A 25,291-nucleotide genomic window follows, 5' to 3' on the forward strand; every position below is an offset into this window, starting at 1 on the left:
GCAAAATGATTAAGCATTATTGCGGATTGGTATAAAGGGATAATTTACGAATAAAAAGTGCCTGAGCAAGCGTCACTCAAACTCAGGCAACTGTGAAACTTATTTAACTTGTGCCGTTGATTCGCGGGTAATTAAACGTGCTTCAAGGGTAACTTGGTAAGGTTTTTCTTCTGGTTGAGCAATGCTTTCTATCAGTTTAGTCACGGCTTGCTTTGTCATATCTTCAACAGGCTGTGCAATGGTTGTTAACCCAGGCCATATATGCCGAGCAATAGGCGCGTTATCAAACCCTGCAATTGAAATATCATCAGGCACTTTTAATTGCCTTTGCGTGGCAAGCTTTAACACAGCCGCAGCCATGTAATCATTCGATGCAAATACAGCCGTCGGCCTAGGTGTTAAATCGAGTATACTTCGCGCACTATCAACACCAGAATGATAACTAAAGTTACCCTCTTCAACCAAGCCCTCATTAAATTCGACACCATGTGTTTCAAGGGCTCTTAAATAGCCATTAAACCGTTGCTCTGTGGCACTATGATCTGGGTGACCTTTAATAAATGCGATCGACTTGTGGCCTAAGCTAATTAAGTGTTCTGTGATCTCAAATGCGCCTTGTTCATCGTTACTTCGAACAGAAATTGACTCATCGTCAAGTACGGCGGATGCAACGCGTGCATAAGGAATTTTTTTCGTTTTAAGAAAATCAACAAGCTCTTTAAAATCAGAAAACGGTGGCGTAAGTACTAAACCATCTAAGCGGGAGCTTTGCAGTAGCTGCTCAATATTACTAATCAACGCGTCACCACGCATATCACACGGGTGAATCAATAAGTTATAGTGATTTTCTTGGCAGGCGGCAAGCGCACCCGTTTGCACACGCGTGATATAGCTTTTACTTGGATTATCATAAATACAACCGATTATAAAACTGCGGTTTTGTGCCAAGCCTCGTGCAATTGGATTGGGCGTATAATCAAGCTCTTTAAATACTTTGAGTACTTTTTCACGGGTCGCATCGCTAACATTAGGCTCGTTATTAAGCACTCGCGACACTGTCTTTTTAGACACCCCCGCATAACTTGCAACACTATTTATAGTAACTTTCTTCATCCAAACTTCCCAATGACATCCCTAATAGCGATGTTTTATACCTGCTTATTTGCATGCAAACAGGCTGCTGCACCAATAAGCGGTATGTTGTCTTGTACTACTAACGTGACAGGTATTTGACTGACAAACTGAGACATTATGCCCTTTGCAGTAAAGCGCTCAACGAACCGACTTGCCAATAAACGAGATTGCATGCGAGGTAATATACCACCGCCAATAAATACACCGCCTAAACCGCCAAATGTTAGCGCTAAATCCCCGGCTACACTGCCAATCCAATCACAAAACTGATTAAGCGTTGCATCGCAAACAGCACATTCACCACTGTTTGCAAGTTCACTAATTTGTGCTGCAGTTAAATTTTTTGGCTCAACACCTTTAACTGCGGCCATAGCTTGGTACAGATGACTGATACCAGGGCCTGAAAAAACCGTTTCAACCGAAACATGTGGCAACTGTTTACGTAATTCTGTAATTAACTGGGTATCTAATTCATTAACCGATGATAAAGTGATATGACCCGCTTCACAGCTTAAAACCGCACTGCCTTGATTTGTACGTACTAAACTCGCCGCCCCAAAACCAGTACCAGGGCCCAATACAGCAATATTAGCATCGCTATCCGCTTGGCCACTTTTAATGGTGACGTTTTGTTGAGGATCTAAATAAGGTGCTGCATAAGCAAACGCTGCAAAATCATTGATTACTTCAAGTTTAGTTAAAGCAAACTCTGTTTTGAGCTGATCAACACTAAAATGCCAGCCCAAATTTGTTAGGTGTACTTGCCCTGCTTTAATTGGGCCAGCAACTGCAAGACATGCACGTTTAGGCTCAATGGGCTTGATCTGGGAGAGGTAGTTTGCTAAAGCAGCTTCTAATGAACCAAAATCAGCACTAGGAAATGTGATATTATGCTCAATAACAAATTGGTTTTGCGCTGGCATAAAATCAGTGATTAAAGCAAAGCGCGCATTAGTTCCGCCAATATCAGCGACTAAGATCGGTTCAAATTGTGTATTTGGGTTGCAACTCATAATGTTTTCTCTTTTGTCTAAGCGGTTTGCCTAGTAGCTAAAACCAAGCTTATTATTATAGTTTCAACGGCTTTGCCATCGCGATAAGATAAACTTTAAGCTATCACCTTAAAGTTATTATCTGTTGAATAAAAAAGACTGCTCAATAAAATTGAGCAGTTAAAACGTTTTGACAACAAAATGATAAAACGGTGACATTATGACACCGGTGTCAGCTTGGGATCAATATAAATATTCAAATCTTGATAAATAGCTTGAAAAAAATAACAAATAAACGAAAATAACATGCGTTTATAACGCTCTGCTTCATTTGTCTTTAACTAGGTTGTGTATATGAAAGGTAAAGCTACATCATTTGATATTGCCCATTATGCGGGAGTTTCACAATCTACCGTATCGCGCGCGTTACGAAACAGTCCCCTTGTCAACGAAGAAACACGACGTCGTGTATATGAGGTTGCAAAACAACTAAATTACAAAGTTGATAAAAACGCCAGTAATTTACGGGCACAACAAAGTAGTACGCTAGCGCTTTTACTTTTTGAAGATCCAACCGCAGACGAATCTCAGATCAACCCCTTTTTCCTAGCCATGCTAGGCAGTATCACCCGCGCGTGCGCCAGCGAAGGTTACGATTTACTTATTTCATTTCAATCAACCAGTGCCGACTGGCAAGCCGATTATGAAGATAGCCACCGTGCCGACGGAATAATCCTGCTAGGCTATGGGGATTATGTAGACTACCAAGCTAAATTTAGAAGTCTGTTGGAACAAAATACAAAATTTGTTTGCTGGGGAGCCAGCGTCGATAACAGACCCGACCTCACTGTTAGTTGCGATAACTACGGCGGTGGTAAACTAGCCGCAGAGCATTTACTCACAGTTAACCGCAAAGATTGTGCATTTATTGGTGATGCATCAGAGCATAGCCCTGAATTTTTTGCCCGTTACCAAGGGTTTAAAAACGAATTTACTCGCCATGGTGTTACTTTAAGTGAACGAAAAATGGCTAACGCTATTTCGACAGAAGAGTCAGGCTATCATGCAACTCGCTCATTAATCGCCAATAACATTGTTTTTAACTCACTATTCGCAGCCAGCGATTTAATTGCAATTGGCGCAATCAGAGCATTAAAAGAAGCGGGAATTAAAGTACCTGAAGATGTTCATGTGGTGGGGTTTGATAATATTGCGGTGGCAAGCTTTACCAATCCCCCATTGACCACCGTACAGCAAGATACCACTCTTGCGGGGCAGATGTTGGTCTTTAACCTATTAAAACTGATACGCTCTGAAGAAGTTGAAAACACCCTACTTCCTCCTAAGTTAATTATTCGCGGCTCAAGCATTTAGCCATCGCCTATCAATTAAAGGGGTTCTCTAAAGCCCCACAACCACTACAGATTTTCTAAGGCACACAGTTGCTTTATTCTGAAGTGATTAATAGTATATGCAAGTAGCACGGCACAGCCAATACCAATAAAATCAGCCAGTAAATCTATCACATCTAATGTACGCGAGGGAATAACCCCCTGGCTTAGCTCTTCCACAATAACAAACAGTAAAACAAACGCTGCCCCATAATATATATTCAGTTTAAGAAAGCGAAACGTTTTAAATTTTAAACCTACCGTCGCAATAAAGGTAAGCGCACCAAACAAGCAAAAATGCCCCACTTTATCACCATAAGGAATGGCTCTGACTAAATCAAAAAATACGCTGTGACCGCCAGTATTTGCCAAATATATTACCCACAATATAAAGGCAAAAAAGACCGCAGCTAAAGCTAAAATTAACTTATACATAATTTATCAATGGTGTTTATTTATGGCTCTAAGTTAACACAAGAAGCATGTAATACCATTAAAAGTAGTAGGTTAACTCTTCATAAATGTACATTAGCAAACGTTATATCACCAAAATTAAAAATAACATGGCCAAGTTTAATCGAAGGAAAATAAAAATAGCCCACTGTGAAAGGGCTATTTTAATGGGCTTGATAATTGGCTGACTATCAATGCAAGTGCGATTAGATCAACATACAGCCAATTAAAGTTTATCGAACGTATTGTGTTTAAAGTGTGTTGCAAAAGTTTTTATGTGCTCACCTCCAGCGTAATGACTCTTTGAAAACGATTAACCTTGTACTTTATATTTGTGTATTAACACATCTTGTAAACTAGCGAGTGCGCGCTGAATAGCGTGTAAAATATTTTTTCCTTTGCGTTTTACCATCACACTTGGCAAACCCGGTAGCATCATATTGATGCTGCATTCCTTTAAAATACCATGTTGACGTGTTGAAATATCATCAACACGAATATCAACTTTCCGAATATGCAAAGCGTATTTGCCTAAATTACTTTTAACCAATTTTGAAAGTGAGACTTTCATACCCGATTGAATCAGTTTATTTTTGATTGTCAGTTTAAGCTTCATAGTATTACTTCCTATTAGTCGCACCTTTATTGCAGGGCTGACTCTAATCTACTAATGTATCAAATAAGATAAAAGCTGATTATTTCTGACCAATTGACAGGTATTTTCGAATGATTACCACCATTAACTACAACCATTTATATTATTTTTGGCAAGTTAGCCGCTGCGGCAGTATCTCTGCGGCCAGTAAAATATTGCACCTAACACCACAAACGATCAGTTCACAAATTAGTGATCTAGAACATAGGCTAGGTAAAGCACTCTTTATAAGAAAAGGACGCGGGCTTAGTTTGACTGAATTTGGCCAAATTACGCAGCAGTATGCCAACGACATGTTTGCCATAGCCCAAGAATGGCTTGAAACAACACAAGGGGAGCTCACCCATTTATCAAAAACATTAAAAGTGGGTATCTCTGATGTATTACCCAAATCATTAGTGTCTAAATGGTTAGCACCACTGATTGATAATGAACGGATCACGAATTTGCAATGTATAGATGGTCAACAAAATGATTTACTTGCACAAATGGCAACACATAAACTTGATCTTGTCTTAGCCGATCAACCGCTAGACAACGCATTACCACTCAAAGCATTTTGCCATGAAATAGGAAAAAGCCAATTAGCCTTCTTTGGCAATACACACTGGCATAAAAAGTTATCAGCCGGTTTTCCCCAATCACTGCATAACCAACCTGTTGTATTACCGGCAAAAGGGAGCCCCGTCAGCCGAGCCATTTACTTTTGGCTACAAGAATTAGGGCTAGAAACCACCGTCGTCGGTCACGTTGACGACAGCGCATTAATGAAAGCATTAGGAGAGCAAGGGTTTGGCATATTTCCCGCGCCAATGCTCGTTAAAGACGAAATTGAACGCCATTTCGATGTTCATTACATAGGGGCAATCGAAAACGCATTCCAACATTATTATGCATTTAGCCCAGAGCGAATAATAAAAGATACGATTTACTCTGAGTTTATTAAGCATGCACAACAAAGTGCGTTTTAATTCTTAAATGACCAAAACCATTTTCTTGCCAGTGGTTTTTGAAATAGCCTTAGTGAAAAATGGTGAACCGAAATTCAATCATTCAAACAAGTCTAGTACGCCAATACTAATGAAAAGACACTTAGCCAAATTAACTGAAAGCCGTATGAAGTACGTTGATAAATACCAGGTTTACTTTGAGACTTTACCGCTTTAGCCATAGCTAAAAGAAAATATACAGTAGCAACAACGGTAAACACTGAAAAAACACGAAAATACAATGGGATAATTTCAGTTGTTGGACTAATAGCAATTAATACTGGCGCTACAACTAATGAAAGCAACATAACAAAACCAGCCCAAGAATGTACCTTACAATTTACAGTTGGGTTCTTAGTAAATGGATCCGCATCCATAGGAAAGTAACCAGCGACCCAAGTCCCAACACCATGAGCAATTATCAGCCAACCGACAACATTCACTAAGCTCGAAACAACCGAGAGTTGTGTTACATACCATCCAAAAAAGCAAAACAGAAATCCAAGAGGATAGTTATTAATTAAAGGAGATAATTTTTCAGTTGGGCTACCCGTTGCACCTAATTCACTACAAAATTGTTTAGAGTGGCTGTAGCCATCATAAAATCGGCTTGCTACATAAACACCAATAAAGAGCCAAATTGTAGCTATTAGCCCCGAATAAACAGCTATACTTTCAAACACTAGCAAAATCCTTTTGAAACTAACATTCAAATAATTTTAAATAAAATAAATCGAAAAACCGAACAAACTATAAACAGTCCCATAAATGTTTATAGTCTCTTACACTTGTTTATACCGACTTCTCGTACGCTTTTAACAACCATTCAATAACTTCACTGTCAATATCTGATACATTGTGTAACTGTATTCTATGCGTACACATAGCACCAAATGGCCCTGATTCCTCAAGGCGCCCTTGCTTGTCTATCCCTTTAAGTTTCAAACCTAAATCGATTCTTTTCTTGGTGGCTGGTTTGATTAAAGCAAATTGATTTTTTCTAATTAGACTAACGCTTCCTTTTTTAGGGGTAATTAGAATATCTTCACCGAACTTTTCAACGCTTGATAACAGCACTTCATAAATTGGTATAAGTGACTCTTTGCCACTATATTGGCTTGAAACTAAATCTTCAGCGGATTGTTCTTTTTCTTTTGATAAAGTAACTATAGTATTTGCAAACCCATGAGTTACCGCATACTCAGTTTTTAAAAACTTCACAGCAACTGAATGTTTTTCAAAATTCTCTTGTTTTAATATTTCAAACCACTGTTCTAGTTTTTTACCTGTTTTTTCAGGTATATTTTCAATCATAGTTTGCAGTGCTTTATCCATATATCCCGCCTTATGGTTCAAAATATAACGAACCAGTAGAGTAATTAGTTTTAATTTATTTTTATTAGTTAGACCATAGCTGAGTTCCAACGCTGGTTCAATCGGTTACATTAATTACACATAAATATAAAAATGAAATGTTGGGAAGTTCAAAATTTCTTGCCCCTTGCACCCCCACAGAGATATGGGAAAAAGTAGGCTGCGATAAGACCGTATTAAGAGATTACTGGTAATGCACCCTATATGTGTTTGCCCTAAGCAACTTGCTTAACAGCTGCATCGACAGACGAAGTAAACGAATTTGTTTAGTGATTTAGAATTGGCCGCCTATTTATAAAAAACGGTCAAAAAGAATATAAGCGCCTATTGACAGAGTTAAGGCTCATATGTGTTATAAGTAATTTACTCTGACTTTATTTTACTTGTTACTACGGTAATCAAGCCTGCCAACAAAAGCCAAAATAATACTACAACCGCATACGCCGTTACCGATTGGGGTAACGCGCCAAACTCTTCAATTTTGAAGTGAGTCTCACCCATAGCTTTTGCAACACCCGTCCACAAAACTGGGATATTTATCCAGAATAATAAAGGCAGAAATAGTAATCCAATTTTTGTTATAGCCAATATTGGAGGTAAGTTAAATATTAAAGATATAGCCAGAAAACGTTTAATTGAGAAAGCTTTAAAATTCATCCATGACTCCCATGCTTTGATTACTTATAGACATAATGACTCCCACACGGTGTTAGCCTCCGCTTTTCGTGGGTTAGCTTAATTCAAAGCCAGAGCCATAATTAGTTTGTCAAATAACTAAACAGCAGAGGCTAACATGAATAAACATAGCATACTTTTTATCGGTCTTGATACACATAAAGAATTCAATGAAGTCGCCTATATTGAAGAAGCTTTATGATGGGTGTCTTTGTTATTTTCTTTACTGGCTGACGCACTCATAGTTAAAAGTGGTTGGATAAGGTTTTAATCACCCTTAAAATATAATCAAAGATTATTAAAATCCTAGTAAAAGGCATTGCTATTTTCAAAGCAATGCCTTTAGATTAAGCCTCTATACAATGCTACTCTGCATTTTAGATAATCTGATATAAAGCCTTTCATACACTCAAATAATTTTTGAGTTTAGATACCTAAGAAATTTATATACCTTAGGGCACTTATTAAATCTTAGCCCGAATACCTATTGTAATGCTGCGACCAGGTAACGGCGTTAAATAACGCAGATAGCTTTGGTGAGGTCGTGCATCTTGGTCTGTTAAATTATCGACATTTATAAAGAATTCACTTTCAAAACCAAGTAGTGACTGTTGGACACTTAGATTGGCACCTAGTAGATAGTAACTTGGTGATGTCATTTCGTATTTAGCTAGCATGTCTTGCTTTTTACTATGCTTGTAATCAAAGCTAGCTTTTAGAGTATCTCGCTGCCAGTGTACTGCGGCACCATAAGTATTTGCAGGGGTTTTAGGCATGCTATCCCCTTCAAGTCGACGGCGGAAATACTCTGCTCTACGTGCTTCGTCTGGATTAAAAAACGCTTCAGGGGTAAAAGGGTCGTAACTGCCATCGAATTGATATACAGGAGTATTCTCTTTATGCTCTGTATATGCAGTAAAAGTGTAGTCTCCGAGTTTGTTGGTTAACAATGAATAACTTAATTGTATTTCATACCCTTTATTTATCGTATCAGCTTGTCGCCATTCTTTAACATACACTCCACCGCGATGCATACCTGTGCTGCCAAGGTAAATATAGTTGTCGTAGTTATTCTCATACCAATTAGCTGTTAAGCTAAATTTATCAAAATTAAAGCCAGTACCAAACTCGTTGGCCTTGTTAATTTCTTTTTTAAGTCTTGAATTACCTTGCTCTTCAATTAATAACGCATAATGAGGATTGCTGGCGTAGAGCTCGTTAACGCCAGGAGCACGTTCTGCATGAGTATAACTGGCATCGATGTACCAAAAAGATGTTACATCCCAAGTTAAAGACGTTGAGTAATTAAATAATTCAAATTCGTTATTTTGCACATTTGCGCCAAGCCCTCTACCTGGTTGATAGCCACTTCCGACTTTAGGTTTATGTTCTACATGTTCATAGCGCACACCAAACTGAAAAGAAAGAGGATCTAAATTAGCATCTTGTAATACATATAATGCTTCTCGTTTACTTTTTACCTTTGGCAAATAGTTATTATTTCCAGCACCATGCCTTTCTGACTCTTCAAAATGGGTGCCAATACTGCCTGAAAACTGATTGCCAAATTGATAGTAAAGACTACTATTTAATTGCCAATTATTTAAAGTAAATTCATTAACTGTTTTTCCTGCAAGATTCTCGTCATCGACCTGATTAGAATATACCGCTTTAAGATCAAACTGATTTAAATACTCGTTATTATCAAACTCTTTTTTATAAAGTGCATCTAATCTATATTGAGACGAATAAATACGAATATTATTAGGCTTATTGTTTATGTTGGTACCATGACCATGACCATGACTGTGACTGTGACTGTGACCATGGTTGCCCCTTTCTAAATGAATAAACCCTGGAATTCCGCGATTTGCACGATTAAAGTTCAATGACATACCAAATAGTTGCTCATTATCGAAGCGCTGGCTACCACCAAATGTAAAATTTGTTTGGTAATTACTTGAATTAGGTACTGACCCTTGTGAGTTAACAGATTTATGAGTTATTACTTGGTCTTCCAAAGGTGTCGCATCGACCCATATAGTCCCATTATGCTCCCAGCTTGGTTGTGCTAATTTTACTTGGCACTAACTGGTTAGTGAGCTGTTTAGCACTAGTTCTGACCAATCACTGCAATGCATAGCTTTTGAACTATTGGGGATTTTATAATCAGCTTGTTCGCGATGCAGTATATTTAAATTATAAGCAAAACCTTTTTGCTCATGTTGAAAGCGTCCCATAATGCTTGAAGCTGCATTATAACCCGATTGCAGCTCTATTTTATCTTGGTAGAGTTCGTTATTTTGTAGTGGGATTCGACCGTCATCTACATCAACTAAGCCCGCCATTGCTTCCCCACCATAAGGGATCGTAGCGCGAGCTCCCTTTAAAACCGTTATAGTGTTGGCAAAAAATGGTTCAATAGGTACTAACTGATCGTCACTAACCGCCGACATATCTCTAATTGGCATGCCATTGCTAGAGATTAAAACACGGTGACCACCTTGGCCTCGTATTTGAGGACGACCGGCTGCACTGCCAAAAAAGCTACTACTGACACTAGGGATTTGCGAGAGGGTATCCCCAAGCGTCGTGGCTTTTTGTTCATCTAATAAGTCGCCTGCAAGTTCAGAAGTACTAGCTTTGATGGTGTTTACAGGTGAATAATTTTTTATGTAGCTATTAACTTCGATATGTTCAATTTCTTGGGCGTGAATATTAAGTGATACACATAAAGGGATAAGGGCTAGCTGAAATTTCATTACAATACTTTGGTTATGTTATAGTGTATCAATTATAATTTGTACCCAATTTGGTTTCAAGTCCGTTTAGTGTATATTTTCAATAAATAATAATTTAAAGGGTAAAAAAGTTAGAGACTTAATCAGTTGTATGATTTATGTACTCCCCACTAAAACGTAAGTGAGCTTTAATAATTACCACTTTATTTTATGTGAAAGTGGAGCATGCTGAACTTGTGCTACTTGATATGACTCAAACATTATTTATCCTTGAATTTATAACTTCTATTCTACCTACATTGAACAGAACTTTATGATGGGTGGCTCTATTATGAAGTGTCCATAACATTGTCTTAGGAATACCATTCAATTTAGTTTTAATTGTCATCATTTTTCATACAGTTCTTACCCTACTATCTGTTGCAGGGTAAGAACTTCCAAATTCGTTTAAAGTGTGTAACTTAGTTCTAAACCTATTACTCTTGGTGATGCAATAGGGACGTAGTAATTAGTATCTGAGCCCATAATAAAGTTTTCATAGGCTTGACCTGCAGCATAGCGTTCATTAGTTATATTATCGGCGAAAAGGCGGGCTCGCCAATGATCGTTCTTATAACCTGCCGCCAGGTTATATAGGGTCGTGGTTGGTCTAAATGCTTTATTGTCGGAGGTTAAAGCCGTTTTACCAATTAATCGCCATTGCCCTTTTATATACCAACCATTATCCCACTCATACGTTGAAGTAAGTGAGCTGTCCCATTCAGGGATCATTTTGACTTTGTTACCTCGATAGTTAATTGAGTCTGAATATTCATTGTTATCATACTTTGCATCAACATACCCTAAGCTGTAGCGAAGAGTTAATTGTTCACTGGGGTTATATTGCAGCTCCATTTCAGCTCCCTGATTTGTTATTGCTGCATTAGAAGTGATTAACACCGTTGAGAGTACCGTACCATCGGGCGCTGTAAGTAGGCTTATTTCTTGCCATGATGGTGCATCGATATAAAACAATGCGGTAGTCAAAAATAAGTTTTGCTCATTGTTTATTAGCTTATATCCGATCTCGTATGACCAGAGTTCTTCTTCATTATAAGGGCCATATTGCTGGGCTATTTCGTCGCCTTTATCGGCTGCAACTAAGTTATAGCCTCCTGGTAAATAACCTTTAGCTGCTGAAGCGAATAAGTTTTGCTGATCTGTTGGTTGCCATGAAATAGCAACTTGAGGTAACCAGATATTCCCTTTTTTTTCTGCTTCTGCTTCAACATAATCTAGTTGTAAGTTACCCAGATTAAGTGTTCCGGCTTGTTGTGACACATTAGCTACCGACTTTTCATAACGCAATCCGGCTTGCAGGTTGATATTTGTTTGTGTTTTATATTTTACTGAGCCAAAAATAGCGGAGTTTTTTAAAGAGTTACGCTGGGTAGGTGCAGGTTGATAATCATCAAGTGAGCCCGGACCTGCAAGTGTAAATAGATTCTGCGCTTTATTTTGTTCATAAAGAGCAAGGCCGGAAAACCAACTTAGTCCTAAGTCTTGCTCATTTGAAACTCTAACTTCAAAGTTAGTAAAGTCTCTTTCAACTTTATTACCGCCTGCAACAAATGGCGTCACAGTAAGATCAAGATCATTTCCATATCCAATCTCATCGCTTTCGCGGTACGCAAGTGCAGCGTCAAGTTTTAAATCAGAAAAAAATCTTTGATAAGATACCCCCACGCTCCACTCATCATCCTTTGTGTCTTTAGGAGCATCATGGAGTAGCTCAAAGTCATCAATTGCTGTTCCATTATTAAATGCTGAAGAAAGAGTATCGTTATATAATTGAGTATCTAATGGGGCAAATTCTTGCTCATATAGTCCAGGTGAGTCTTGTTGTAGCACACTAATGTTTAGGTTTAATAAACCGTAATCTGCTGGCAAGTAATAGCGACTATTACTGTATATTTTCAGGTTATCTATTGATCCTTGTTCATTTGTTGTTGTTCCAGTATTTTTTATGTAGCTATCACCTAGTTGCTTTTCTATTTCGATAGAAGTGAAAAAATCGTCAAATAGCTCACCAGATGCATTTACTCCCGCATTAATTGTTTCGCCATTATGAAAAGCCTCTAACTCTGTAAACACGTTAAGCTTAGTTTCGCTCGAAGGAGTTTTAGTATTGATTACTATGATCCCAGCATCTGCATTTGCGCCATATAGAGCACTTTGTGGGCCTTTGAAAACCTCGACCTGTTGTGCTTGACGAATATTGATGTTATCAGGTTCTCGATATGGGATGCCATCTACATAAACGGCAGCACGATTTACTATAAATGGATTGGATTCGACGCCACGGATAGAAATATAGCTGCCACCTATTTGTCCTATTTGCGAAATAGAAACATTAGGTAGCATATCGTCTAGATCTCTAAGTGCATATATACCGCTTTGCTCAATTGTTTGACGATCTATAACCGAAATTGATGCAGGGACTGAAATAAGAGTTTGGTTTTGTTTGGAGCCTTGTACAATGATTTTTTCTATATCACTTGAGACTTCTGGGTGAACAGCGCAGCTGAAAATAGCAAAGGATAATAATCCAGTATAGTTAATCATAATTACCTCTTTTTTTGAATGGTAATTATTATCAGCTATTCATGTTAAGCCAACAATTCCAGAGTTATTGGTTATTCGGCAAAGTAGCTACGAATTTAGGTAAACAGCGGTTTCTATGCTCAATAGCAGGGTAGCCATAAGTTTTAGAAAACTTAGTACTTAAATGATTTGCGCTATAGCCAACCATGTAGGCGGTTTCAGAAACGCTGTAGCCTTTTTGTAATAACCGCGATGCCTGATTAAGTCTTACTTGACATAGCGAGTGGCTAATTGTAGTTCCAAAGTAAGCTTTGTAGTGACCGGTGAGTGCTCTTGGGCTCATTCCTATTTTTGTTGCAATATAAGAGGTTGTAAGCGGCTTATTGTATTGCTCAATAATTAATTGCTTTGCTTGATTTAGCTTAATTTCAATATGGTTTGGGGTGTAATTAAAATGAGGGTGATTCACTTCTCTTAAAATAAGAGCGATAAGATTAAGCGCTTTTGCTTCCATAGCATAATTTATACTAGTGCTGCCATGAAGATATGAATCATTTTGACATAACTGATTTACTAACTGAGTAGAACTAGGCAGCAAATTGAATGAAGCCTCATTCAGCTTTGTGTTAGCAAAAATCTCGCGGGCGAGCTTGGGTTCTTTAGCAAGTGTGCTAAACGGAATATGCAAACCGCAAGACAAGTGCTGTCCTGCTTCAACTGTGGTGTTAAATACTTTTTTTTGACCTTCAGGTATTACCAATAAAGTAACAACTGGTCCTTGATAACTGCATTCAACGAGTGTTTCACAGTGAGTACTCATTGCAGTGATTCCAGCACCTAAGTGAACGCCTGTAGGCGGTACTGAGGTGTAATTAGTCTTCTGATTTAGTGTATGTTTGGATACCCAAAAATCGCCTAGTTTCGTAGGTGATAAATTAAAGTAACTGGAGTCGCAAGCTAGCTTATCGCTGATTTCTTTAATCGATTCCATGGTGTATTAGCGTCTCAATAAAGTCATAATTAATTCTAAAACAAATCAAATACGAATAAAAACTATTTTCGATTAAAACATAACGATGTGATGAGGTTAACCGATGAATGTCTCGGCTCTGGTATCCAGCTTCGCTCTACAATCTAAATCCATTGAGTCCTAGTGCCCCAGCAACCCCAAAAGGATATGGGGAAAACCTGGCTGCGATGAGATCGCAATAAGAGATTACTGCGAAACGCGCCCTATATGTGTTTGCCGTAAGCTACTTGCTTAGCAGTCGCATCGACAGACGAAGTAAACGAATTTGTTTATTGATTTAGAATTGGCCGCCCATCTATAAAAACGGTCAAAAAGAATACAAGCGCCTATTGACAGAGTTAAGACTCATATGTGTTATAAGTACATTATTTTGCGGTTGCTACACGGTAACTAAACCAAAGTAAAACCGTACCTGTAGCGGATTGCAATAACGCATGTATCTTGTTTGACCTAATGAATTTAGTTGATTTACCAATAAGAACGACCATTAATGAGAACCAAACTCCAGCAAACAATGCGTGTACAGTAACTAATGTGTAGGAAGCAATCACAGCGTTTGATTGAAAGTTTATAAATTGCGGGAATGCAGCTAAATAAAAGATAGATACTTTAGGATTTAGTAAATTAGTTAATAAACCTTCCCAAAAACAAGTAGATAATTTCGTTGGAGAAACGCTAGATTTATCTTCTTCAATATTTACAGATGGAGCAGTTTGTTTAAATACCGATATTAACGCCTTTATTCCTAGGTACGCTAAATACATTGCACCTATTACTTTTACAATAAAGAATAAACTAGCTGATGAAACAATTAATGCAGAAAGGCCGAAAACAGATAACGTACCATGAAGATAGAATGCTATTACAATCCCGATCACATTTACATATCCATGCTTTTTACCTAGCATTGGAACGGTTTTCAAAATTAAAGCGCCATTAGGTCCTGGAGACATTACCATCAAAGAAACCATCAAAAAAAATGTAAAAACAGTATAAATTTCCAACTTAAACTCTCCAGTTAATCGAAACTTTGCATGTATTTATAACGCGCTGTTAAGGGAAAAATTGTAGTTGGCTAAAATGTGAAGCGAAGCGGAACCAGCCAACTGAAATTTTTCCCGCTTTAACAGCTTGTTATGTGCCTTTAGCTACAATCTACCAGATTACTTTTACTAACTGTTATTACGAACCGTTTATTAATTTCATTATTTGTTAAATAGCCACATGAGCCTGTTATGACTTTACCACCGATTTTAAATGAATAATTATAGTTGCCATCATCTTGAGCAAGTGAATAGTAAAGTGTATTTTCCTGCTTGTGCTCAAGGGAACCAAAATTTAAATTGCTCTTAGGTAAACTAACACTCGCCTTTGTTATTAAGTGCTCTGATTTATTTATTACAGTAACACTAGGACTAATATAGAAATACAGATAATAAGAAGCATTTACAAAAAACAAGATAGCTAAAGTTATTTTAATAAGCAAGTTCATCAATTATCTCATTGGCACATAACGCTTGCCTAACCAGCGCAAAATAGCAGGCTAAAAATTAGCGACGAAGGAGCGCAAGCCTGCTGTTTTGCGTCCTTGTTTAAACGATTGTTAGCTGCCTTTTCGTATAAACTTTGCGATTTCGCAGTCTTCTGGCACTCGTTCAACGCGTTTATCAATATTATCAGAAACAGAGACTAATTCAGAGCTAACAGGAAGCTGCTTTGGTAGTTTAATATTTTTTACTATTCTGAGATTGTGTAAAGCATTTAATACCCACCAACCAGGATCAGGTTCGTCATTGTACAAACCTAACATGGCAGAACCAGGATAGGCATGGTGATTGTTATGCCATGCTTCACCCATTGATAAGAAACCAGCAATTCTAATATTGTGACCTTGCACGGCAGCTCCCTCCACCTCCCAAGTTTTATCACCTTTATTATGGGCGAAATAACCAATTATCCAATGGCCACCTACAGATATAACAATTCGGACAGAAACTCCCCAAACTAACCAAGAGACTCCACCAATAAAGTATAAAGGAATCGCCAAAACTAGTTGCTGTAGCATCCACGTTTTTTCTATGAATAGATAAAACTTATTTATTGAGACTGATTTTTCTATATTGAATTCAGGTGGATTTATTAGTTGGAGATCACAGTTTAATTGCCACCAACCGTCTTTTAGTATTTTAGAACCATGTAACAAGTAGTCATGACATTTAGCTTGTCTTTGCGCCCAATCACGAAGATCATGTTGAATCATCATACCGATTGGGCCAGCCATCCCAACTAATACTCCTAGATATACAAATAAGTATTCCATCCATTTTGGACATTCATATGAACGATGAATAAGTAAACGATGCATACCAAGGGAGTGCCCAAAACACAATGTGATCCCTGTAAGAATTAGGAATACAAAAATAGCGGAAAAAGATATTACAAACGGAGCGATTAAAATCGCCGAAAAAAGGTGGGTTAAAAACCAAATAGATTTAATTGGATTCCATTTTACTGTGCCGTTAAAAGCACTCATTTCATCATTTGAACTTACTCTTTCCGTATTAAGCATGACTATCCTGAGGCTGCTAACGTTCGCATTTGCGGCTGGTTTGGAGCGCAGCGGAAAACCAGTCCGGCAACATGCGTTTGATACTCATTGAGCCTCCTCCCCTGCATCGCGATTATTCGCTACGCTGAAAAGGCAACCAACCTTACAGGAGAAAGCTCGATGAACTTTTACAATAACATGCATCCATATTATTGTGGAATCGATTTACACGCGCGATTACTTTACGTCTGTATCATTTATAATACAGGACTTATCCTTGTTCACAAGAAAATTAAAGACGACCCAGAAGCACTACTAAAGCTACTTAAACCGTATATCGGTGACATTGTGGTTGGCGTAGAGTGCATGCATTGCTGGTATTGGGTCGCTGACTTTTGTAAAGAACACACTATCGACTTTATTCTCGGTCATGCTTTGTATATGAAAGCGATTCATGGCGGTAAAGCCAAAAACGATAAAATAGATTCATATAAAATTGCCAAACTCATCCGTGGGGGGAACTTCCCACTTGCTTATGTGTATGACAAATATATGCGTGCTACGCGAGATTTACTCCGCCGCAGAACTAAAATCGTCCGCCACGGCGCTGATTTAAAAGCCCATGTTGCCAATACTGCCAGTCAGTATAATTTACCTGCCCACAACGTGAATTTAAAGAACGTTTGCGACAGAGAAAAGATGCGCTACTACTTCCCTGATCCCGTTGTGCAACGCTCTATTAATTCAAATATGGTCATACTCGATTGCTATCACAATGAGCTTAAGCCTTTAGAGCATTATATTGAACAAATGGCCAAGCAACACAACCCTGTCCACCTTAATATCTTGCAAACAATTAATGGTATAGGCCGCATTCTCGCACTTACCATTATTTATGAAATTGGTGACATCAATCGCTTTTCAAGCGTACAAAAATTCGCTTCATACAGTCGGTTAGTCAAATGCAAAGCGGAGTCTGCTGGCAAAACTTACGGCACCCAAGGTAATAAAATTGGCAATGCACATCTCAAATGGGCTTTCTCCGAAGCTGCTGTATTACTGCTGCGCCACAATCACAACGCCAATAAATACCTTGAAAAATTACAAAAGCGAATGAGCAAAGCCAAAGCACTGTCAGCGCTTGCACATAAGCTGGGTCGCTGTGTTTATTACATGCTTAAAAAAGAGACGGTATTCGATGAAGCAAAATTCTTAAAGAGTTAGTCACGGTACTGAGTGAGCTGAACATCTAACTGGATATAAGGCTGAGCATCAATCAATTGGGTGAGTTAATAACCAACAAGGTTTAACCTGATTATATGCCTACAGACCTAAGCCACTTGCCTTGATTAGACGCTCAGTACGCGTGCATTAATACAATAAACAAAGTCGCTTACACCTGACTTGATAACTGCGTTACGCACCTAAATCTAACTGGATCACAATGATGAAGCCAGCCGCCTTGAATAGTGCCATGATGAGGTTAACCGATGAATGTCTCGGCTCTGGCATCCTGCTTCGCTCTACCTTCTAAATCCATTTAGTCGTAGTGCCCCAGCAACCCCAAAAGGATATGGGAAAAAACTGGCTGCGATGAGATCGCAATAAGAGATTACTGCGTAACGCACCCTAAATGTGTTTGCCGTAAGCAACTTGCTTAATAGCCGCATCGACAGACGAAGTAAACGAATTTGTTTATTGATTTAGAATTGACCGTCACTGTATAAAAACGGTCAAAAAGAATACTAATGCCTATTGACAGAGTTAAGGCTCATATGTGTTATAAGCACTTTACTCTAAACTATCTCGGTAATTTGACCACAGGTTTACCAAGTGAACATAAACTTCTGTTTTTGAAGTTGGCTCCCCATTACCTTGAATTGAGCTAGCTTCAGCGTCAAATACTGTATCGACTACAGCATCAACATTATCAAACGACAATTCTAAAGCAACAAAGTCAGTTTGATGATTACCTTTATGTAAAGGCGGTTTCTCAACTTTTTGACTCAATATTGCTTTAGATATCAAAGCAACTTCAGGCGTATTTTCTTTACGTAATACGCCTAAGGTTTCAATTAAATCTTGTAAGCGAAATACGTTTGATTGTTCGCAAATACTTTTATATTGCTCAGGATTCATAGTGCTTATAACGCCGCAAGCAACTGCAGCTGTAATGGAGCTTGTTTTGGTGCGAATTTTTTTCGCACCAAAACAAGCGGAGTGTAAGCTGTCAGATTGACTTGCTTTGTTAGGCACTTAGATTTAGCTCATTCAGAAGTAATGACAATTTCTGCTTACTAAACCAAATCTTCGGAACGTTTAAAGTGAGTGTCCCTGACCCTTTCTTTACCTTGGATTACTATGGACATTTAGCAGTCCAGCGATTTGCATTACCTAAGCCTAACTGGCAAATTTCACCGGCGAGTGCTGCAGTGGGTGCTAAAGCACAAAATCGTTCGTATTTACTAACAGAATCTGAGTGATAAAATATTCTGCAAGACATTGCCTCTGAGGTCTTTTGTATTGCATTTGAACCAATACACTTACTATCATTTTCACAGCGAGCTTTACAAGCGCCATCTAAAATAACAGCGTTTTTAGACATTATGATATCGGCAGCTATGTAAGCTCCTTCAAGTTCATAGTATGCATGTTTTTGATTGCCTTCTGAATTAACTACATCTCTGATTTTAATGGTAAGTAAACCATCACCTGGAGTAGCTGTACAGCTGGTGTAGCCCCCCGTCCCCGTACCATCGTCAAATAATTGTGCTGGAAATATTTGAGTAATCGTACCTGTTGGAACCGAATGACTTGCAGACGGGCAACCTTCGGGATATTGCATTAAGTTAGCAAATGCTTCGCACATGTGCTGATGATTAAATACTACTTCATGACTTTGGGTGTCGGTAATGGTAGTTCTACAGTCCAACGTACTAAATACGCCATCGCCATTAATATCTTCACTTATATCATTAATATTATTCATATTCGAATCCCAACAGTTGATCCCTGCTGCACCAGTCTCTCCTACTGCACCAGCTGAACCTTGTGGACCTTGTGGACCTTGTGGACCTTGTCCTCCAGTTGCACCAGCTGAACCTTGTGGACCTTGTGGACCTTGTGGACCTTGTGGACCTTGTGGACCTTGTGGACCTTGTGGACCTTGTCCTCCAGTTGCACCAGTTGCACCTACTTTACCGTCATCTACATCACACGCAGTTAAAAATAGTGCAGCAATAACTATAGTAAAAAATTTCAATTTCATTTTGTAATCCTTTGGTAGTTATGATTCAAGAAAAAATATTAGCATTAAATGATTCAATATGTTTGATAAACCTACACTACTTCCTTCTCAAATTTTTACATCAACTCTGTGATGAAGATGTATTTTTCATAATAGGTCATCGTTTTGTAGTTTTCCACACAAGATCTCACAATAACTTAGTCAATATAGTGTCCTGCTCGACAACTTGCTGTCACGAACCGTTATTCATATTCATTTTTAATTTCCATTCACGCCTCGTTGAAGGGCGCGTGAACGCAAAATAAACTGAGTATGATTTTTTGGGTAGGTTGGCGACTGCGTGATTGATGATGTGGCAGCCTAACGAGCCTGTAGATTAACTCGTTTTAAATTTATTTTAATTGATGAATCAACCATAGCCGAGTTCCTATTTTGATTCAATCGGTTACTTCGATTTTACATAAATATAAAAAGAGGGTTTACTGTTTGCTTTAATTGGCGTTTTGGAAGGTATCACAGGTGTTTGAGTGGCTTATTTAAGGTGATAAGGACTTAACTTTCTTAATGCAGCCTGTTTTGCAGCTTTTCTATGTTATGAACTAGGCAATACAGTTGCCATTGGGAATTCACTTTCGTTTGTCCCCGTAAGGTTAATTTATTCATGCCTTTGTTTACTGTAATGTTCCCGAACACGGGCTCTATACAGCCTAATCGCTTACTGTATTGTCGTCGCCCCATTGGGCTGTCTATTTTGACCTTCATTTTGTCGATGTAGCTTAGCTTTTTACGTGATTCATCATTTTTAAACTGTACTTGTCGCCCTGTTTTTATCGGTGGCTTTCGCATGCATTGCTGTTGCAGTGGGCATACCTTACAGTCTTTTAAATAACCACAGAATCGCGTGTATTTTTGGTTATGACTGTTTACATTAACCCCGCTTCGCCACATATTATTGCCTGCGGGGCAGCGGCAGGTTTGTGTCGCCTCATCATAATGGAAGTCGTCTGAGGTAAATAACCGAGGCTTGCCTTTACTGCGTTTTAATCGGCGTTTTTCTTGCTCTGTTTCGTAGGTTTCGCTGTCTTTAAACAGTGGGTTGCGTTTTCTAAATTGGTTATCCGCAATGTAAGTATCAAAGCCACTTTGCGCCATGTATTCAAGGTTTGCTTCGCTGTTAAACCCACTGTCTGCAGTGAACTTAATTGTGTTTTCGTCTGTAATTTTATCGGTGTTTAATTTATCAAGTTGTCGTTTTAATTGCTCAACGGCTGGCTGGAGTGTTTGTTGCTCACCCACCGACCCCCACGCGTGTGCTTGCAGTATAATTTGGTGCTTGTCGTCATTTATTGCAATGCCATTGTAGCCTTGGATTGTGCCTTTTGAGGTGGTCATTTTCGCGCTGTCTGGGTCGGTGATATTACTTTTAACTGGCTTGCCTTTACTGCCTGTTCTCTCTTCGTGGGTTGCTAAGAATGCGGTGATTTTATCTGCACTTTTATCGAGCTTTTCTTTTTGTTTTAAGTCCTGAGTTATCAACTCTTCGCTCAGGCTATCGTGTGATTGGTGGCGTTCAATAATACGTTTACTCGCGCGCTCTAGTTTTGCTTTTTTACGACCAAGCTCATCGAATGTCCCGCTCCATTCTTTGCTCGCATTCGACTTTAATTTGCAACCCAGGGCTGACCTTTCAGTCAATGGCAAACATATTACGGCCTATCAAATCTTCTTCATCGCATATCATCAATACTTGCGTAAATAGTGGTTCAATCTGTTCATGCATTTTGGCCACGAAACCTGCTATTGATGTGTAATGCGGCTGAATATCCCCCGACACACTCATAAACAAAATATTATTCTCACACGCCTTCGCAATTCGACGACTGCTGATCAAACCATGTGCATAACCAAGTAAAATAATTTTTAACATCACCGTAGGTGGATACGCCGCAGCGCCTGTTTTGTCGTTGTTATACCACTCGTCAAAGCCCGACAAGTCGAGTTTATTTTCGACAATATAACAAAGGGCATATTCAAATGTTCCCGGCAAAATTTGCTCAGCGAAATTGATAGGAATGAATTTGTTTTGGCAGGATAAGTCAGGCTTGTAGTTGGCCATAACAATTTACCGTGGGTGAATAATATCTATTAGATCACAGTCACCCAGTGGATTCAAGGTTGAAAAACGAACAATTAAAATTAGGAAGTTAAGTTCCTAAAAAGAGTAATTCTACAGCCTCAACGCCGTTTTAAGCGGCAAATTACTGTTGGCTAAAATAAGTGAGGTACGAACAAAGAGCCAACTGTAATTTGTCCGACTTGAAAACCCTTGTATGGATAATAAACCCATAAATTAATTATTATTCCAACCTAGTTCGGGTAATGTGAGGCCCAAGCTTTGGCTGCAACCAAAGCCTTTTATACAGTAGTTCGATTGATTGAAGGCTCCTCTATTGAGAGACCGATAACAAGTAAGAACGCTGTATAAACTCCAAGCATTAAACTCGGATAGTCAACGGGGCCTCGAGCCCGAATAGCAAGGCAGAGTCAGCTTATTATGAATACAAAAATTAATCAAAATGAAATTAACGTCGGTGTCGATACAGGTAAAACACAACTCGATATTCATATCAGGCCTTTAGACATTTACTTTACTGTAGAAAACAATCAAAGTGGTATTAAACACGCCATTCAAATCTTAAAAAAACATCCAGTGACGCGTGTCACTATTGAGGCGACTGGACGCCTTGAACAGCCTTTTATTATAGCTTGCGCTGAGGCGAATATTCCCTTCGTGGTTGCTAATCCCGTGAACATAAAACGCTTCGCAGGCGCTATCGGCCAAAAAGCAAAAACTGATAAACTTGACGCGCAACTCATCGCTTATTTTGGTGAAGCAATTAAACCTCCTCTATCGTCTTTAAAGCCAGAGCAAATGCGCTTGATGAGTGATTTACTATCTAGAAGACGCCAGTTAATGGATATGCAAACAATGGAGAAAAATCGCTCTCAAATAATGCCAAAAACACTATCGTCACTCATAAAACCTATCTTAACTGCACTGAAAAATCAGATAGTAAAAGTAGATTTAAAACTACAAAAACTCATTAAAGAATGTGACGAATAGGAAGCAAAAAATAACATTATTCAAAGCGTACCAGGTGTTGGAAATGTGGTCGCATTTAACTTGCTTAGCGACATGCCTGAGCTTGGTTATGTAAATAACAAAGAAGCTGCATCTTTAGTTGGCGTAGCGCCATTCAATCGAGAAAGTGGCGCTTACCAAGGCAAGCGAATGATACGCGGTGGGCGGCCAAAAATTAGAACCGCAATGTATATGGCAATGATGTCAGCGATTCAATGCAACCAAAAATTCAAAGACATTTATCAACGAATGATTGCAGCAGGAAAGCCTAAAAAAGTAGCCATCAATGCCTGTATACGAAAGCTTGTAGTGATCATAAATTCTATGGTGAGAGATGGTGCCATGTGGGATCCTAAAATGGTTTAAAATTAGGATTTGACACCATAGTCACTTGTTATGTTGCATTGTGAACCTTAGTTCTTTGCCATACAACCAAAATAGCAACACAAATAATTGTTGGTATATATTGAAATAACCACTCTACAGTAGTTTGAGCAAAAAGATAATTTAGAGCCGTACCTGAAGCTAGTGAGATTACAATTACGGTAGCAGTTTGAATTTTATAAAGTAAGCCGACACTTCCGTTTTCTTTAATGTGGCTTCGAACACTTAACCTGAGTACAACAGAGTAAATGATTAAAATTAGATATAGAAACGCGAACGCAGCCATTTACTCAAAACTCCTTTTGCAACATAACGCCCGCATAAGCAGCGGACCAATTTAGGACGCATTTATGCGTCGTTTCTTTTTGCATTAAATGAGGCCGAAGTTGAGGCCGTCTGACTTAATGCGTTTGTTATGTTGAAGATGATTTAACTTACGTTTAACCATTCCCTCAACAACTAAATTAATGACTCCGCCACAAAAACACAGATTTCGAACTTGAGCCAAAACAGCACAATGACAAAACAAGAAAATGGCGTTTGCATTATTAAACAGCAAACCTACTGAACTTGAAATGCCTATTTACGACCTTGCTAAACCTTTTTGAGCGAAAACGTTGTTTTTCAATTGGCTGGTAAACCACATTGAAATGGAAATTTTCTTAACAATTAGAAATTGCTTTGTGGCGACTACATAACGCCCAATTAAGTAGCTGACAACGCTACCAATACACTCAAACTTACCACCTTAATCACGGAAGCTAAACCGAGCTAAAAATGCCAAGCGTTGACAGTCTGCTTAAATTGCTTGTTAGTTTCATTGCTGGCGGCTTAGTAATAAGCTTGCTCCAGACATAGCTAAAAAAGTTGCACAGCCTCTATTGAATCGCTTTGCCATTTTCGGTTTCGCGAACCACTGCCTTAAATATATTCCGAATATGGAATAAATCGATATTGCACCCATTTCTAATATTAGGAACGTAGCGCCTAAAACGAAGAACTGTTCATTTACACTAGCCGAAACATCAACGAACTGTGGGAGAAAGGCTGTAAATATTAAGATTGCCTTTGGATTACCAGCAGCTAACAAAAACTCTTGCCTAGCTAAACCTAGCCGGTTATGAGTGCTTTCTAATTCAGCGACTGGGCTTGACTCCGAACGCCAAAGATTAAAGGCAATCCACAACAAGTACGCCGCACCCACAATTTTAATGTTTAGAAATAGAGTCTCAGATGCATAGAGAACGACAGCTAAGCCTGAAGCTGCCAAAGCAATCATTACAGAGAATGCAGCTATTCGACCCAAACCAGCAATGAAAGCAGACTTGAAGCCGTAACAACGAGCATTATTCATAGACAGTAAGTTGTTTGGACCAGGGGTCATATTGAGCGCAAAGCACGCTGGTATAAAGAACAATAACTTCCAGATTTCCACAATATTTCCTCCATGAAAACTAACGCCCGCATAATATGCGGATTAAGCTTGGCTAAAATTAGCGAAGAATGAGCGCCAGCCAAGCTTTAGACGTCCATTATTTATGCGTTTGTTAGAGTACGCTACGGATAATCAAAATTTTGTAGCCAAAAATACAAACCACCTAAAAAACTTAAAATACATAAAACCGATGAAAGTGTATAACCAACCATTACAGATTTAGATAATTTAAGCTTTAGAATGAAACTTTTAATCATCGAATATGCAAAAACAAAAAGACTAAACCACCAAACTGACGCAATATAATTTGACGCATATCCATTACCACAAACATACTCTTTTCCATTTGGTGGATTTATAATTTCACACACAGAGCTAATATCATATAGCCTAAATGCCATGTTTAATAAGAAAACAAGCATTAAAGCAATGATAGGTAACCATGAGAAGAATAAATGTTTTCTACTTGATTCCATTAGTACTCTAACGCCGCAATATACGGAAGATTTTGCTGGGCT

General features: G+C 38.6%; 20 protein-coding genes and 2 pseudogenes. 4 read left to right on the forward strand and 18 right to left on the reverse strand.

The annotated features are described in order from the left end of the window. Positions 1-99: 99 nt before the first annotated feature. Both ACFI4Z_RS01180 and glk read right to left on the reverse strand, forming a co-directional pair. Positions 100-1,113 carry a LacI family DNA-binding transcriptional regulator gene (locus ACFI4Z_RS01180; RefSeq protein WP_462668989.1) on the reverse strand — a complete coding sequence of 338 codons (1,014 nt, stop codon included), beginning with the start codon at positions 1,111-1,113 and terminating at the stop codon, positions 100-102. A gap of 35 nt (positions 1,114-1,148) precedes the next feature. Further along, the gene (gene glk, locus ACFI4Z_RS01185) at positions 1,149-2,147 is read right to left on the reverse strand and encodes a glucokinase (protein WP_462668990.1); all 999 of its coding nucleotides are present in this window, start codon (positions 2,145-2,147) and stop codon (positions 1,149-1,151) included. 333 nt (positions 2,148-2,480) lie between these two features. Between glk and ACFI4Z_RS01190 the strand changes: the two genes are divergently transcribed. Further along, complete coding sequence (locus ACFI4Z_RS01190) at positions 2,481-3,500, forward strand: LacI family DNA-binding transcriptional regulator (RefSeq protein ID WP_462668991.1); 1,020 nt, start codon at positions 2,481-2,483, stop codon at positions 3,498-3,500. A 44-nt stretch (positions 3,501-3,544) separates the two neighbouring features. Here ACFI4Z_RS01190 and ACFI4Z_RS01195 read toward each other — a convergent pair whose 3' ends face one another. Together ACFI4Z_RS01195 and ACFI4Z_RS01200 are read right to left on the reverse strand one after the other, a co-directional pair. Beyond that, complete coding sequence (locus ACFI4Z_RS01195; RefSeq protein ID WP_462668992.1) at positions 3,545-3,952, reverse strand: VanZ family protein; 408 nt, start codon at positions 3,950-3,952, stop codon at positions 3,545-3,547. 331 nt (positions 3,953-4,283) lie between these two features. Further along, the gene (locus ACFI4Z_RS01200) at positions 4,284-4,586 is read right to left on the reverse strand and encodes a hypothetical protein (RefSeq protein WP_058559019.1); all 303 of its coding nucleotides are present in this window, start codon (positions 4,584-4,586) and stop codon (positions 4,284-4,286) included. 110 nt (positions 4,587-4,696) lie between these two features. Here ACFI4Z_RS01200 and nhaR point away from each other — a divergent pair, with 110 nt between their 5' ends. Further along, positions 4,697-5,596: a transcriptional activator NhaR gene (gene nhaR / locus ACFI4Z_RS01205; protein WP_462668993.1), complete on the forward strand. Its 900-nt coding sequence runs from the start codon at positions 4,697-4,699 to the stop codon at positions 5,594-5,596. Between the two features lie 92 nt (positions 5,597-5,688). On the opposite strand, the gene ACFI4Z_RS01210 is transcribed toward nhaR, so the two are convergent. The 9 genes from ACFI4Z_RS01210 to ACFI4Z_RS01250 all read right to left on the reverse strand — a co-directional run bounded on the left by ACFI4Z_RS01210 (position 5,689) and on the right by ACFI4Z_RS01250 (position 16,586). Next, a complete protein-coding gene (locus ACFI4Z_RS01210; protein WP_462668994.1) occupies positions 5,689-6,297 on the reverse strand; it encodes a DUF998 domain-containing protein in 609 nt (202 codons plus the stop codon). Between the two features lie 109 nt (positions 6,298-6,406). Further along, on the reverse strand, positions 6,407-6,949 hold the full coding sequence (locus ACFI4Z_RS01215) for a DUF5655 domain-containing protein (RefSeq protein ID WP_462668995.1): 543 nt from the start codon (positions 6,947-6,949) through the stop codon (positions 6,407-6,409). A 402-nt stretch (positions 6,950-7,351) separates the two neighbouring features. Continuing rightward, the gene (locus tag ACFI4Z_RS01220) at positions 7,352-7,645 is read right to left on the reverse strand and encodes a hypothetical protein (RefSeq protein WP_462668996.1); all 294 of its coding nucleotides are present in this window, start codon (positions 7,643-7,645) and stop codon (positions 7,352-7,354) included. 482 nt (positions 7,646-8,127) lie between these two features. Continuing rightward, on the reverse strand, positions 8,128-9,684 hold the full coding sequence (locus ACFI4Z_RS01225) for a TonB-dependent receptor domain-containing protein (protein WP_462668997.1): 1,557 nt from the start codon (positions 9,682-9,684) through the stop codon (positions 8,128-8,130). Positions 9,685-9,750: 66 nt separating this feature from the next. Then, the gene (locus tag ACFI4Z_RS01230; protein WP_462668998.1) at positions 9,751-10,425 is read right to left on the reverse strand and encodes a TonB-dependent receptor plug domain-containing protein; all 675 of its coding nucleotides are present in this window, start codon (positions 10,423-10,425) and stop codon (positions 9,751-9,753) included. 426 nt (positions 10,426-10,851) lie between these two features. After that, positions 10,852-13,008 (reverse strand): TonB-dependent receptor, encoded by a 2,157-nt coding sequence (locus ACFI4Z_RS01235; RefSeq protein ID WP_462668999.1) that lies wholly within the window; start codon positions 13,006-13,008, stop codon positions 10,852-10,854. Between the two features lie 64 nt (positions 13,009-13,072). After that, the gene (locus tag ACFI4Z_RS01240; protein WP_462669000.1) at positions 13,073-13,978 is read right to left on the reverse strand and encodes a helix-turn-helix domain-containing protein; all 906 of its coding nucleotides are present in this window, start codon (positions 13,976-13,978) and stop codon (positions 13,073-13,075) included. A gap of 404 nt (positions 13,979-14,382) precedes the next feature. Beyond that, on the reverse strand, positions 14,383-15,021 hold the full coding sequence (locus tag ACFI4Z_RS01245; RefSeq protein WP_462669001.1) for a LysE family translocator: 639 nt from the start codon (positions 15,019-15,021) through the stop codon (positions 14,383-14,385). A gap of 599 nt (positions 15,022-15,620) precedes the next feature. Further along, positions 15,621-16,586, reverse strand: a complete 966-nt coding sequence (locus ACFI4Z_RS01250) for an acyl-CoA desaturase (protein WP_462669002.1) — start codon at positions 16,584-16,586, stop codon at positions 15,621-15,623. Positions 16,587-16,745: 159 nt separating this feature from the next. On the opposite strand from ACFI4Z_RS01250, the gene ACFI4Z_RS01255 reads away from it, so the two are divergent. Beyond that, positions 16,746-17,789: an IS110 family RNA-guided transposase gene (locus ACFI4Z_RS01255; RefSeq protein WP_462669003.1), complete on the forward strand. Its 1,044-nt coding sequence runs from the start codon at positions 16,746-16,748 to the stop codon at positions 17,787-17,789. 567 nt (positions 17,790-18,356) lie between these two features. Here ACFI4Z_RS01255 and ACFI4Z_RS01260 read toward each other — a convergent pair. The 3 genes and pseudogenes from ACFI4Z_RS01260 to ACFI4Z_RS01270 all read right to left on the reverse strand — a co-directional run bounded on the left by ACFI4Z_RS01260 (position 18,357) and on the right by ACFI4Z_RS01270 (position 21,928). Continuing rightward, positions 18,357-18,821: a hypothetical protein gene (locus ACFI4Z_RS01260; protein ID WP_462669004.1), complete on the reverse strand. Its 465-nt coding sequence runs from the start codon at positions 18,819-18,821 to the stop codon at positions 18,357-18,359. 103 nt (positions 18,822-18,924) lie between these two features. Then, entirely contained in the window at positions 18,925-19,833 is a 909-nt protein-coding gene (locus tag ACFI4Z_RS01265; protein WP_462669005.1) for a hypothetical protein, read from the reverse strand. A 540-nt stretch (positions 19,834-20,373) separates the two neighbouring features. Then, positions 20,374-21,928 (reverse strand): annotated as a pseudogene (locus ACFI4Z_RS01270) (transposase). A 438-nt stretch (positions 21,929-22,366) separates the two neighbouring features. Here ACFI4Z_RS01270 and ACFI4Z_RS01275 point away from each other — a divergent pair. Beyond that, positions 22,367-23,320, forward strand: a pseudogene (locus ACFI4Z_RS01275) (IS110 family RNA-guided transposase). Positions 23,321-24,155: 835 nt separating this feature from the next. Here ACFI4Z_RS01275 and ACFI4Z_RS01280 read toward each other — a convergent pair. Continuing rightward, a complete protein-coding gene (locus ACFI4Z_RS01280) occupies positions 24,156-24,773 on the reverse strand; it encodes a LysE family translocator (protein WP_462669006.1) in 618 nt (205 codons plus the stop codon). A 122-nt stretch (positions 24,774-24,895) separates the two neighbouring features. Further along, complete coding sequence (locus tag ACFI4Z_RS01285) at positions 24,896-25,249, reverse strand: hypothetical protein (protein ID WP_462669007.1); 354 nt, start codon at positions 25,247-25,249, stop codon at positions 24,896-24,898. Positions 25,250-25,291: the final 42 nt, after the last annotated feature.

It is taken from the genome of Pseudoalteromonas sp. RWi3 (genome assembly GCF_054960735.1).